9 protein-coding genes and 2 pseudogenes are annotated in these 13,055 nt (G+C 50.8%); all 11 read left to right on the forward strand.

Annotation, left to right across the window (positions count from 1 at the left end; genetic code table 11):
- Positions 1–76: 76 nt before the first annotated feature.
- Positions 77–439: pseudogene (locus DACE_RS18990) on the forward strand (flagellin N-terminal helical domain-containing protein); the annotation flags it as partial.
- A 1,509-nt stretch (positions 440–1,948) separates the two neighbouring features.
- A complete protein-coding gene (locus tag DACE_RS18995) occupies positions 1,949–2,875 on the forward strand; it encodes a flagellin (RefSeq protein WP_155809060.1) in 927 nt (308 codons plus the stop codon).
- Positions 2,876–2,972: 97 nt separating this feature from the next.
- The gene (locus tag DACE_RS08610) at positions 2,973–4,709 is read left to right on the forward strand and encodes a flagellinolysin (protein ID WP_006000355.1); all 1,737 of its coding nucleotides are present in this window, start codon (positions 2,973–2,975) and stop codon (positions 4,707–4,709) included.
- A gap of 318 nt (positions 4,710–5,027) precedes the next feature.
- Positions 5,028–5,396, forward strand: a pseudogene (locus tag DACE_RS19000) (flagellin N-terminal helical domain-containing protein); the annotation flags it as partial.
- Between the two features lie 1,374 nt (positions 5,397–6,770).
- Positions 6,771–7,442: a flagellin gene (locus tag DACE_RS19005; protein WP_194201715.1), complete on the forward strand. Its 672-nt coding sequence runs from the start codon at positions 6,771–6,773 to the stop codon at positions 7,440–7,442.
- Between the two features lie 85 nt (positions 7,443–7,527).
- Complete coding sequence (locus tag DACE_RS08620; RefSeq protein WP_006000358.1) at positions 7,528–7,887, forward strand: flagellar protein FlaG; 360 nt, start codon at positions 7,528–7,530, stop codon at positions 7,885–7,887.
- 104 nt (positions 7,888–7,991) lie between these two features.
- Positions 7,992–9,458, forward strand: coding sequence for a flagellar filament capping protein FliD (fliD, locus tag DACE_RS08625; protein WP_006000360.1), 1,467 nt, complete (start codon positions 7,992–7,994; stop codon positions 9,456–9,458).
- The gene (gene fliS, locus DACE_RS08630) at positions 9,459–9,917 is read left to right on the forward strand and encodes a flagellar export chaperone FliS (protein ID WP_006000362.1); all 459 of its coding nucleotides are present in this window, start codon (positions 9,459–9,461) and stop codon (positions 9,915–9,917) included. It begins immediately after the preceding gene.
- Between the two features lie 114 nt (positions 9,918–10,031).
- A complete protein-coding gene (locus DACE_RS08635) occupies positions 10,032–10,457 on the forward strand; it encodes a hypothetical protein (RefSeq protein WP_155809049.1) in 426 nt (141 codons plus the stop codon).
- Between the two features lie 65 nt (positions 10,458–10,522).
- On the forward strand, positions 10,523–11,191 hold the full coding sequence (locus DACE_RS08640; RefSeq protein WP_006000366.1) for a PilZ domain-containing protein: 669 nt from the start codon (positions 10,523–10,525) through the stop codon (positions 11,189–11,191).
- A 165-nt stretch (positions 11,192–11,356) separates the two neighbouring features.
- A complete protein-coding gene (gene fliK / locus DACE_RS08645) occupies positions 11,357–13,036 on the forward strand; it encodes a flagellar hook-length control protein FliK (RefSeq protein WP_040366640.1) in 1,680 nt (559 codons plus the stop codon).
- Positions 13,037–13,055: the final 19 nt, after the last annotated feature.

The raw sequence follows: 13,055 nt of genomic DNA on the forward strand, positions 1-13,055 counted from the left end.
TTTATCTGTGGTTTTAAAGCCACATCACTAATTTCAGGGCACGGAAGCCCGTTATTACCAACTCATGGAGGATTTTATGGCATTGACGATCAATACCAATGTCGCGTCTTTGAACGCCCAGCGTAATCTGGGCCGATCCCAAACGGATCTGAACCAGTCCATGCAACGGCTGTCTTCAGGACTCCGTATCAACAGTGCTAAAGATGATGCTGCCGGTTTGGCCATCTCCGACCGCATGACGGCTCAGATCACCGGTCTGAACCAGGCGACACGGAATGCCAACGATGGTATATCTCTTTCCCAAACTGCCGAAGGTGCCCTGCAGGAAAGCACCAATATTCTTCAGCGCATTCGTGAGCTGGGTGTCCAGTCTGCCAATGACACCAATAGTGCATCCGATCGTGAATCTTTGCAGGCTGAGGTTGATCAGCTGATCGAAGAGCTGGATCGTATTGCCGACACCACTCAATTTAACGGTAAAAATCTGCTTGATGGCACCATGAATGATGCCACCTTCCAAGTTGGCGCCAATGCTGGTGTCAGCCAAACCATCTCTTTCAGTATTGCCAGCGCTGAAACCAGTCAGCTCAGCTATGTCGGTGCGACCATTGAAGCACCGAACGGTGATGCTGTTGTCGGCGGAGAAATGGATGGTTCCGCTCTGGCTGCAGGTGATCTGGTTGTTAACGGCACGGATGTTGGTGCGACAGATGGAACAAATACCAGTCTGGCTGCGGCCATCAACACTGCTGCGGGAGTAGATATTGCCGAAGCGGTCAACGTTCAAAGTTTTGACTTCTCCGCCGTTTCACTGGCGAATTCAACGACCAATGTGACTGCGACTGAAGCGACCCCCGGAGCTGCGGCTATCCCGGCCCAGGCAGAATCTCAAACCATCGATTTGACCGCAACGACTCTTGCTGATGGCGATACCATGACCTTCACGGTCGATGGTTCCGATTTTACCTTTACCAACAGTTCAGGTGGTTCTCTGACGGGTGCTGCTTTGGCCGATGAAATCGTCAATGGCACCAGTGGCTCGACGGCTTTGTCTGTGACCAACTATACTGTTGCTGATGAAGGTGCCGGAGTTGTATCCATTACGCAAACTGCTGGAAATGAAGCGCCTATCGCTGACATTACGACATCGGTTGATCCGGCTGCGGTGGATATCTCCGGTAGTGTTGTGCCCAATGTCATTACTGAAGGTAGCTTGTCTCCAACCGCTGAGGTTCAGAGCGGTGATTTGTCTGGATTGGTTACAGGTGGCACCTTAACTTTCAATTTTGCAGATAGTACTTTCGTTGATTTTAACGGACTTACGATTAACAATGATGGCGATATTGAAGGAGAATTGGATGGTGTCAGTGCTGGTCCCGATAGCGGAGGTAGCACGATCTGGACTCTTTCCGTCACAGGTACGACTTATACGTTGACCCAGACGGGCGGCACCTTTCGTGATACTGGTGGAAATGCGACGATAAATGCACCATCAGGAACACCTCCAGATGATCAAGTCTCCACCGTAACAACATCCTATGGCCCTGATACGCCAGAAGTGCAACAGCTCGACTTGAGTGCTGTGACAGTTGGTTCCGGCGACTCACTGACATTTACGGTTGGTGGTTCGGATTATACCTTTACCAACAGCACTGCTGGAGATCTGACGGGTGCTGGTCTAGTGGATGAGATCGTCAATGGCACAGGTGGTTCAACCGTTCTGTCCATTGCCAATTACACGCTCACGGATGAGGGCAGTGCTGTTTTACAGTTTGCGCAGAATTCAGGAACCGCATCCAATATTGATCCGATTGACACGGCTCTCGACGAAGCCGCATCTGCCGGACCCACCGGTTCGGAAACGGTTGCCGGAATTGCTGCCGCACCCGCCCAGGCTGAAATCCAGAACTTGAATTTAAGTGCGGTGACCGTTTACGCCGGTCAGGATATGACCTTCAGCGTTGATGGTACCGATTACACGTTCACCAACAGCTCTGGTGGTGACTTGACTGCCGCCTCATTGGTGGATGAAATTGTTAACGGAACGAGTGGCTCGACTGCGCTGTCTGTGACCAATTACACCTTGAGCGATGCAGGTGGTGGCACTCTGACCTTTACTCAGGATGCCGGTAATGAGTCTAACATCGGTGCGATCTCTGCAACCACCCAAGGTGCGGTCAGTGGAACCTACACCCTCGATTTTGATGGGGGGACTGTTCTCGATGTTGCAGCAGTGTCCAGCAATGACATCACGGCACAGGATGTTGTTGATGCCATTAATGACGATGTGGCGGTTGGTGCTTCGTACAGTGCGGCATTGACAGATAGTGGTCAGGTTGAAATCACCAAGACCGATGGCACTGCCTTTACTCTGGCGGAAACCATTGATACCGATGGTTCAACCCCACTGGCAACCTCTGCCGGTCTTGCCGAAGTTGGAACGACCGCCTCAGAGTACAATGGTCAGATCTCTCTGGACAGCACAACGGATATCTCCATTGAAGAAGGAACCACGGGCGCTTTGGCTGCTGCTGGCCTTGACAGTGCCGGTAACGCCACGACCACCATTGATCAAGTTGATGTATCAACGCGTGAAGGTGCTACGACAGCGATCAGTTCCGTTGATGCTGCTTTGGCTCAAATCGACACGATTCGTGGTGATCTCGGTGCGGTTCAGAACCGTTTTGAATCCACCATTGCCAATTTGCAAAATGTTGCTGAGAACCTCTCAGCGGCGCGGTCGCGGATTCTCGACGCGGATGTTGCGGAAGAGACATCCAATATGACCAAGCAAAACATTTTGCAGCAAGCTGGAGTTTCAATTCTGGCACAAGCAAACCAGGCCCCTCAACTGGCCTTAAGTTTGCTGGGTTAGCTGCAAAGCCTTTTTGCCGCTGGCTGCTTCACCCATAGAGAAAAGAAGAATGAAGGGCATGGAAGCCCGAACCTCGTAATTCATGGAGGAACATGTCATGGGAATGACGATCAACACAAATGTTGCAGCGCTCAATGCGCAGCGTAATCTTGGATCGGCTCAGACCGACCTGGGTACGGCGATGCAACGGCTATCGTCAGGATTGCGGATCAATAGCGCCAAGGATGACGCCGCCGGTCTTGCGATCAGTGATCGCATGACCTCGCAAGTCAAAGGGATGAACCAGGCGGTTCGTAATCTCAATGATGGGATCTCCCTCTTGCAGACGGCCGAGGGGGCGTTGCAGGAGGTGACCAATCTCATCCAGCGTGGTCGTGAGCTGGCGGTTCAGGCTGCCAACGAAGCGACGTTAAGTGATTCCGACAAAGCTTCATTGCAAGCTGAAGTGGAACAGATCAAACTGGAAATTGACCGTATCGGTCAAACAACCACTTTTAACGGGACGAAAGTTTTGTCCCATGGTCCAGGCGGCACCATTGGTGGTGACCCGGATCGGGCTGAAGTCGTTGAAAGCCTCAAGTCGGCCTGGTTGCGTTATTCAGAAGATCGGGTTGAAGAGTATTACGGCCTCACCGCTGAAAATGTCGATTTCAATGTGCAGTTCATTGATGATCCGGACAGCGATGCGGTGGCTTATGTGGGCGGTAGCGGAACCGAAGTTGACAGCTACGGCCGCTACACAGCGATTCCGTTGACTGTCAATATGGCCAAGTATGACCCCGAAGATCCCAGCAGTATGTGGGAATACGACCGGGTCGTGGTGCATGAAATGACCCATGCCATCATGGGTGCCAACACCAGCCTTGATTCCATTCGCAATGAGGGCTTCTGGTTTGTTGAAGGCACGGCAGAATTCATGATGGGCGGTGATGAACGTCTTGCCATCGACCTGGGGAACGCTGGCTCGGCTGACAACCTCATTGCCGCATTCGATCCGGATAATATCGACAGTTCGTCACAATATGCGGCCAGTTATGCGGCGACCCGCTTTCTGCATGACGCGATCAAAGATGCCGGAGGAAGCGGAATTGATGAGGTCATGACCTATCTGCAGGATCATCCCGAAGATGGTGTCAGTGGCAACGCCCTGGATAATGCCATTCAGGATCTTGCCAGTCGTCATGATACGTTTGCCTATGCGAATCTGGCAGATTTTGAAACCGCCATCACCACGCAGGGCGGCGACTTTTCAACCTTTATCAGCGCTATGGATTTGACCAACGACGATGTCGGCGCAATCGGTGGCTTGGATGCCGATGGTGGTGAGGTGTTCACCAATACCTCCGTGGTTGCCGACAAGCCGTGGGTTTATGATGATGACCCGCTTGAGGGCTTTGTTGAAACCTGGCCGAGTGCTGACGAACTGGGCACCGAAGAGATTGCCAGTCGTGCTTTTCAGTTCCAGGCTGGGGCCAACGCCGGTCAGATGATCAGTGTGACTTTGGGCAGTGCCGATTCAACCGTGCTGAATATCGATGATGTCGATATCAGCAGTGATGCCACTCTGGCGATCTCCCGCTTTGACAGTGCTCTGGAATATATTGATCAGATGCGCGGCAATATGGGCGCGGTGATGAATCGTTTGGAAAGCTCGATTGCCAACCTGCAGAACGTCACCGAAAATCTTTCTGCGGCACGTTCGCGGATTTTGGATGCGGATATTGCTCAGGAAACTTCGATCATGACCAAAAGCAATATTCTGCAGCAGGCGGGTGTTTCGATTCTGGCTCAAGCCAACCAGGCACCGCAATTGGCTTTAAGTCTGCTCGGCTAGGTGGATTTTTCTTGAAACCTGGTGAAACAGGGGTACTATCTAAAGATAGGGTCTGTTAGACAAATACGATGAAAAATGTCGGGAAGACAATTTGTTCTCGTATTTTTGAAAAAAAAGTAAAAAAAGTAATTTTTTTTCTAAACTTTCTTAAGCAGGATGCCGAAGAAGGTTTGTATGCGGGGAATTTACGGAAGAAGGAGGTGAGACGAAGCCTATTTCAAGACCATCCCCCAAACAGAAGAAACGTAAAAAAATTGTAGCAACACAATTTAACCAGGGCACGGAAGCCCGACCACACAAACTTCATGGAGGAAAATCATGGCATTAACAATTAACACTAACGTTGCATCCCTTAACGCTCAACGTAACCTGGGCAAATCTCAAAACGATCTCAACCAATCCATGCAGCGCCTGTCTTCAGGTCTGCGTATCAACAGCGCGAAAGATGATGCTGCCGGTCTGGCGATCTCTGACCGTATGACTGCTCAGATCACTGGTCTGAACCAAGCGGTACGTAACGCCAACGACGGTATCTCCCTGTCGCAAACTGCTGAAGGTGCACTGCAAGAGAGCACGAACATCCTGCAGCGTATTCGTGAGCTGGCTGTTCAGTCCGCCAACGATACCAACAGCGCTTCTGACCGCGAGTCTCTGCAAGCTGAGGTTGATCAGCTGATCGAAGAGTTGGACCGTATCGCTGATACGACTCAGTTCAACGGTAAGAATCTGCTCGACGGCACCATGACTGACGCTACTTTCCAAGTTGGTGCCAACGCCGGTGTCAGCCAAACCATCTCCTTCAGCATTGATAGTGCTGAAACCAGCAAGCTGAGTGCTGTAGGTACTATGATCGAAGCTCCTAATGGCGATGCCGTTGTTGGTAGCGACGTTGACGGTACTGCTCTGGCCGCTGGTGACCTGGTTGTTAACGGTACGGATGTTGGTGCGACTGACGGAACCAACTCCAGTCTGGCAGACGCAATCAATACGGCTGCTGGTGAAACCATTGCGACTGCTACAAACGTTCAGACTCTGGATTTCTCAACTGTAAATCTGGACAGCACTGATGTTGCTGTTGGTGCCGGTGAAGCCTACACTGACGGTACTGATGCTGCTGTTGCTGCTGTAGGTTCGGCTTTCTCTGTTGATACCAATGCAGCTGATGCAACTTCTGGTAGCCAAGTTATTACTATCAGTGATGCGCAAGCCGCAAATATTACAGCTATGGACCTGACCGTTGATGGTAGCGCAGTTGATACTACTGGACTCAACTATGCCGGTATTACTACAGCGGCTACATTGGCTTCTGAGTTGGATGGCTTGGCAGAAATCTCAGCAACTGTTTCTGGACAAGATGTTACCATTACATCCGCGACAACGGGTGCGACTTCGACTGTTTCTTTGGCATCTGTGACGGGTACTGATGGTAGTGAATCAATTGCAGCTGCTACTGACGGTACTGCTGCTCAAGCTTCAGTAGCGACTATCACAGTGACTGACGCTGACGCTGCCAATGTTGACGGGACTACACTGGAGTTTAATGGTGCCGCCATTGACCTGACAGGTGTTGACTTTGGTACGGTAACTGATGGTGCTACTCTGGCTGCAGCTTTGCAGAATTCTTCTGACATCGCTTCTGCATCCTGGGCTGGTGATACGCTTACCTTGACTTCCGCTGCTACGGTAACAGGTCAGGATTTCTCCGTTGCTTCGGGCTCTGGTTTGACTGACGCTAATGGTACACCTGCTGTTGCATCAACTATGGATATCACCATTGATGATGCTGGTGCAGCGACTGTTACAGCTCTCGACCTGACTGTTGAAGGTGTTGCAGTAGATGACAGCTCCATCGATTACAGCAGCATCTCTGATGTCGCTGGTTTGGTCTCTGCGTTGGATGGTCTGTCTGAGATCAGCGCTGCTGATAATGGCGATGGTACCATCACCATTTCTTCGGCGACTGCTGGTACTGCTGGTACGCTGGCAGCCGGTACGGTTGTTGGTGATGCGACTTCCGGTGCCTTAGTTCAGGAAGACGCGAGTGTCTCCGGTACCTACACCATGGACGTAGATGGTACTTCTGTTGATATCGCAGCCGCTGCGGGTGGTGAAGTAACAGCTCAAGAAGTTGTTGATGCAATCAACGACAATACAACGGGCTTCACCGCTGCACTTAATGATGATGGCCAAGTGCAGATCACTAAAGATGATGGCAGCAGCTTCACGCTGGCTGAAAGTGTCGATATTGATGGTGATACCACTCTCGATGCCGCTTCTGTTGGTCTTGACGGTATTGACGATGGTGGCACGACTTACAATGGTCAGGTTTCCCTGGACAGTACCAATGACATTTCCGTCGAAGAAGTGACCTCTGGCGCTTTGGCTTCAGCCGGTCTGGACACTGCTGGTAATGCAACCACCACGATCGATCAGGTTGACATTTCGACTCGTGAAGGTGCAACAACCGCCATCAGTTCCGTTGACGCCGCTCTGGCACAGATCGACACCATCCGTGGTGACCTCGGTGCGGTTCAGAACCGTTTCGAATCCACCATTGCTAACCTGCAGAACGTTTCCGAGAACCTCTCGGCTGCTCGTTCACGGATCCTCGACGCGGATATCGCGGAAGAGACGTCTAATATGACCAAGCAGAACATCTTGCAACAAGCTGGTGTTTCGATCCTTGCTCAGGCAAACCAGGCACCTCAGTTGGCTCTGAGTCTGCTGGGTTAATTGCTAAGGATGCACAACTGAAAAAGGGCCGGCCCTGGCCGGCCCTTTTTTTTCTCACTCGTGAGATGTGCATACGGAGGAAATCATGGAAATTCAAGCAGTTGGTTTAACCAGTGTTGCTCAGCAGTCTGTACCGAATAAGTCGAGTGAAGACATTGAAATGAGCCGTAAGGCCAAAGATTATGAGGCCGCTTCTGAGCAGGCTTCGGCGGCTGAAGCAAACAAGGTTCAGCCTGAAGAGCTTCTGAATCAGATTAAATCTCTGACAGAAGATGGCGTTTACAGTGTCCGTTTTGAAAATGATGATGATGCCAATCAACTGGTGGTCAAGGTTGTCGATTCAAAGACGGATGAAGTAATCCGCCAGGTGCCGGCAGAGGAAGTTTTATCCCTGTCCGTGCGACTGGAAGAATTACGCGGTAATATTGTTAATACCGAAGGGTAGTCACTCTTTTTACGAAAGCGTTTCGGACGGTCCGGTACGACTTTAACAGCAGAAGACGAGCGGGATGACAACGGCGTCCTCCCTTATGGATTCAGGAGGCTATTATGGCTGGCATCACATTCAGCGGTTTGGCAACAGGCTTGGAAACCGATGATATTATTACGGAGTTGATGACTCTGGAGCGTGCGCCACTGGACCGCCTTGAGGCCCAAAAAGAGGCTGAGGCAACTCGTCTTGCTGCATTTAAACAGCTTGATAGCCGCCTGGAAGATCTGCGTGCCGCTGTTGGTGATCTGAATATCACCAGCGAAGTGCGGACCAGCCGTATCAGTTTAAGTTCTGAAGATGCTTTGACCGCCAGTAGTAATGGTGCCGCCAGTGGCAGTTATGATATCACCGTGGTTCAGTTGGCCCAGATGCAGAAATCTGTCAGTGTCGGGGTAAGTTCAGACACCGTTGCCGGTCTGGGTACCGGGACGTTCACGGTAGCGGGAAAGACCATTACCGTTGATGAGAGCAATAATTCGCTGCAAGGCCTTGCGGATTCTATCAACGCCCTGTCTGAGAAAACCGGTGTTGAAGCCAGTATCATCAATGATGGCAGTGGTGCCAATGCTTATCATCTTGTCCTGACCGGGCAGGATGCGCAGACCAGTTTTACCGCATCAAGTAATCTGGTTGACAGCGAAGGCGCCGTACTCCCCTTTAACTTGACGGAAACGCGCAGTGCCCAACAGGCGGTTGCGTATGTTGATGGTATCCAGGTGGTCAGTGATACCAATACGGTCAGCGGTGTTATTCCCGGTGTCACCATGCATCTCAGCTCTGTCAGCGATACAAGCTATTCTGGGACTTATGAAGCTGGCGTTGATCCCTGGGAGTGGGCCGATCCCCCCCAGTATGACTCAACGTTGATGACGGTTGAGCCGGACACTGAGGCGCTCAAGGAAAAGGTTAGCACTTTTGTCAGCAGCTACAATGCCGTGATGGATTGGATCTCTGCGGGCTATGATGAGTTCGGTGCTGCCGCGCCTTCGGCTGAAGATATTGAAGCTGGTGCAGAAGATATCCTCAGTGACGTGGTTCGCGGCGACAGTACCGTCAACGGTATTAAGCGTCAGTTGCAGAATATTCTGTCGTCACAGATTGATACCACTGGTTCCATGAGTGTGCTGTCGCAGTTGGGAATCTCCACCCAGCGCGATGGTTCGATCAATCTCAATGATTCAGCGTTTAATGAGGCTCTGGAAAAAGATTTCGACGGTGTGGTCAGCCTGCTTGCCGGTGAAAACGACACCGAAGGTGTCATGAAAAAATTCAACACCAAGTTGTTGGAAATGACCGGCGCGACATCGGGCATGTATGCGGAGAAGCAGGAGCGTTACGATAGCGCCATTAAGCGTCTGGATAACCAAATTGCCCGCACCGAGCCTTTGATTGACAAAAAGGAAGCGACACTGCGTGCGAAATTTTCGGCATTAGAACTCCTGGTCAGCGATATGAATTCGCAAAGCAGTTTTCTGACCCAGCAGATGGATATGTTAACAAAAATGATGACGGGGAATAAATAAATGAATACCTATACCCAGCAATATCAACAGAATCAGATTCTTACGGCGTCACCGGAGCAGATCCTGATTATGCTGTATGATGGGGCGATTCGCTTTACCCGCCAGGCCATGGCCGGAATTGAGGCTGGCAACAAGCAGCAGCGTCGTGAAGGCATCAGTCGAGCGATGGCGATTGTTTCGGAGTTTGCTAATACCTTGGATCACAGTGTTGGCGGCGAAATTGCCGAAAACCTTGATGGGCTTTACGCGTTTATGAATCGTCAGCTCAGTGAGGCGAACCTTGATGAAGATATTGAAAAGCTCAAAGTCGTTGAGCATCTGTTGACGGATCTGCGTCAGACCTGGTCTGAGGCGATCTCTATCGCCCGCAAAGAAGCGGCTGGGCGCACGGCTGCGGCCCAGCAACCACAGCAGTCTGAGATGCCTGAAAATTACAAGCCGTTGAGTGCTGCTGGCTAATTCGTAAATTGTAGGAGCGGCTTGAGCCGCGAAAGAAGGTAACGTCTTGCGGTTTGCATGAGAAGAGTTTCGCGAATAAATTCGCTCCTGCAATGTTGCTTATGAAAAGGGCTAATGATGTCTGAATCCGTCTTGTCGCTTCACCTTGAAGAGTCGCTTCAACGGTCGATAGAGCAATATCAAATGATATTGGATCTTATGAAGCAGATTACCCGGGCGATCTCATCATCGGAGGCTGATTTAAGAGACGAAGTGCTTAAACTGGGTACTCTTCAGCAACAGGCACGTGATCATGATGCCAAGTTGCTCAATGCTTTGCGTCAAGCCGGACATGTGGCTGCCGGACATCCTCTTTTTAAACAACGTCTTGATCTTATTGGCGAGGTTCTGACGTTGAATCATTTGCTTTTACCTAAAATTAATGGCATGATGGCGCTCATTTCCCACGAGTTAACAGGACTGAAAAAAGGACGTTCTGTGTTGGGAGGTTACAAGCAGACCACCCACAATCAGGGACGGATTGTTCGTTCCACGGTATAGTGGTTTCTAGCCGGTTGGTAAGACTCAAGTGAATCAGATTGTGTTCGCTAAGCCTGGAGATGTTCGTGGCGGACTTTGCGCTATTTAAATATCTGGAAAAACCTAGTTTATTACGCGTTTATATCCTGCTTGCTGATGATGTAAAAGTTCGGCTTGAAGCGGTTGCGCGTATTATCGCTGAACCCTACCTCGAAATTAAATTCCGCCCAGACGAATTGCCTATGGACAAGGTGCGTATCGGTGGCAAGTTGCTTTTGTCATTGGATACACGTGTTGGCACTGTCTCCATGTATGCGCACATTGATGAAGTGGTCAACTCACGCGTGTTGCGTGTGATGGGGCTGGAATCCTTTGCTTATTCACAACAGCGTGAATACTTTCGGGTAAATACGGCGATCAAGGTGGTGTACAGCAAGGAAACCCTTTCTTCCAATCCTTCGCCTAAAGTGCCTACCGCAACGGTAAATCTCAGTGGTAATGGTGTGCTGATTTCGGCTGAAGAGCAGTTTACTGCTGGTGACACCTATGAACTGGAATTTCACCTGCCTGACGCCAATTGTCTGTTGTTTTGTAAAGGGTTGGTTGTCCGTGTTGATGAAAAATTGCGTGGCGGCTATGAAGTTGCCATGACCTACCACAGTATTGAACCGGAAGACCGTGACCGGATCATCTCATTTTGCCTGGCAGAACAGCGGCGTCTGCTGCGGACCAAAGTCCAAATTGTCGGGTTCTGATTTTTCAGCCACAGACAAAGGCGGACAACTGCAGACTGTTTGAGAACGACATCAAAATCATACGGTCTTTCTTTTTCTTCTATTCTTCACATTTTTCTAACGCACTTTTCTTCAGTGTTCTAAAAGAATTCTAAATTCAGCGCTTTTTCCGACCGATACAATCATATGGATATTATCGGACCGACACCTGTGCAACTGTATAACGTTCATCCGACCACCCCGACCCAGGGTGTTCAGGATGCCGTTCAGCATAATTTGCTCCTTCATCAGATGATTCAGGCGACCGTTGTTGAAAGCTCAGGCCGTCAGATTCTTCTTGAGATGGGACAGCAACAGCTTAAGGCGCAGAGCGATGTGGAAATGCACAACGGCCAGAAGCTGAATCTTGAGGTTGTGGCCACTGAACCACGCTTGAAGCTGCAAGTCGTTTCTCCATCCACAGATAATCAATTACTTCGTCTGATTCATCTTTATGACCATAAAACAGAGATTGGCTCGACACTGAAAACTCTCCTTGGGCAACGATTTTCAGTTGCTCAGCGAGGGGGAGGGCAAACGCCCGTGCCTCAACAGGGCCCGGTGGCGACTGCGGCAAACGGGACAACTGTGCTTGCGCAGAATGCACCACCACCCAGCCCGGTAACGACACAGCTTCCTGCTGCGCCACCGGGATCGGCGGCATCGCCAATACCAAATCCGGGTGCTGGAAGTGAAGCGGTTCAAACTCCGTTGGCAACCAAGCCCGTAGTTTCTCAGACAGGACAAACTCTGCCCACTGCCGGTGGTGAATTGCCCGGTGCCGGAGCAGATGCTAAGGGGATTGTGCCACCGTCGTCAACCACAGCATCGTCTGCTGGTCAGAGTCAGGTGTCGTCTGAAACTGGTGCCGCAACTAAAACGTCTCAAACGCCTCAAGCTGAGATACCGCAACCCGTCGTTGGAGAAAAAGCCACGGTCCGCAGTGTCGTCACAAGCCAATCGTCACCCGCATCTGCTACGACAACTGGGGAAATGCGACCGGCTAATGAGTCGTTAGCTCCTGCTTTGGCCCCACCGAGTGCGCAACAGGTCGCCGGGATGACAACGTTACTTCATCGTCTTGACAGTTCGTCAAATGTAGCGAATGCGCTTTTTACCGCAATTAATCTGGTCCCGTTGAGTGCTCAGCAAAAAAGAGCGGTTGAAGGGGCTCTCACGCCTGAGCAGTGGACTCATCTTGAGACTCTGACAAAAGACCTCGGGAGTGACTTTAAGTCCGCCGGAGCGAGGATTCTGTTTAATCTCTCCCACAATTTAGGGCTGGATTATGAACAGTTGTTGTCGCAACAGAAATCGGATCAGGCGGCCCAGACGCTTAAGGGTGCGCTGATGACATTGGCAGAGCATGATGATCTTCCCGATATCGTGCGTGACAGCAGCCGGCAGATGGTTCAACAGTTGGATGTGCTGCAATTGACGCGGGTGCGGTTTGCCCAGGAGGGCATTTTGTTCCTACCGCTGCCGTTTGAATTTATGGAGCAGGGCTATGCCTTGGTCGAACAACGCCAGGGCGGATCCGATGGTGAAGAAGTCAGCCATGTTGTGACCCTGAACATGTCGCTCGAAGGGCTGGGGGCTGTGCAGGCCAACCTGTTGTTTGAGCAGCAGGCGCTGTTTGTTCGAATTCTCTGCGAAGATGATGAGAGCCAGGCGGCATTGGAAAAGAGTTTAGCTGAACTTGAAGAGGCTCTTGCACCTTTTGCCGTGCGTTCAATACAGGTTGCCCAAGGTGTAGAAGACCCGGCGGTGGAATTAATCAACCGTTTGCAACCCCATCATGACAATGTTTTTGATGCCCGGGTTTAACCAGATCGTGGATTATGTA

The sequence above is a fragment of the Desulfuromonas acetoxidans DSM 684 genome (genome assembly GCF_000167355.1).
GTDB lineage: Bacteria > Desulfobacterota > Desulfuromonadia > Desulfuromonadales > Desulfuromonadaceae > Desulfuromonas > Desulfuromonas acetoxidans.

What these genes read in the sequence shown, in the direction of transcription:
- DACE_RS18995 (WP_155809060.1), top strand. Translation starts at nt 1,949, where the DNA reads ATGACCTTCAGCGTTGATGGTACCGATTACACGTTCACCAACAGCTCT.
- DACE_RS08610 (WP_006000355.1), top strand. Translation starts at nt 2,973, where the DNA reads ATGGGAATGACGATCAACACAAATGTTGCAGCGCTCAATGCGCAGCGT.
- DACE_RS19005 (WP_194201715.1), top strand. Translation starts at nt 6,771, where the DNA reads ATGGACGTAGATGGTACTTCTGTTGATATCGCAGCCGCTGCGGGTGGT.
- DACE_RS08620 (WP_006000358.1), top strand. Translation starts at nt 7,528, where the DNA reads ATGGAAATTCAAGCAGTTGGTTTAACCAGTGTTGCTCAGCAGTCTGTA.
- fliD (WP_006000360.1), top strand. Translation starts at nt 7,992, where the DNA reads ATGGCTGGCATCACATTCAGCGGTTTGGCAACAGGCTTGGAAACCGAT.
- fliS (WP_006000362.1), top strand. Translation starts at nt 9,459, where the DNA reads ATGAATACCTATACCCAGCAATATCAACAGAATCAGATTCTTACGGCG.
- DACE_RS08635 (WP_155809049.1), top strand. Translation starts at nt 10,032, where the DNA reads ATGATGTCTGAATCCGTCTTGTCGCTTCACCTTGAAGAGTCGCTTCAA.
- fliK (WP_040366640.1), top strand. Translation starts at nt 11,357, where the DNA reads ATGGATATTATCGGACCGACACCTGTGCAACTGTATAACGTTCATCCG.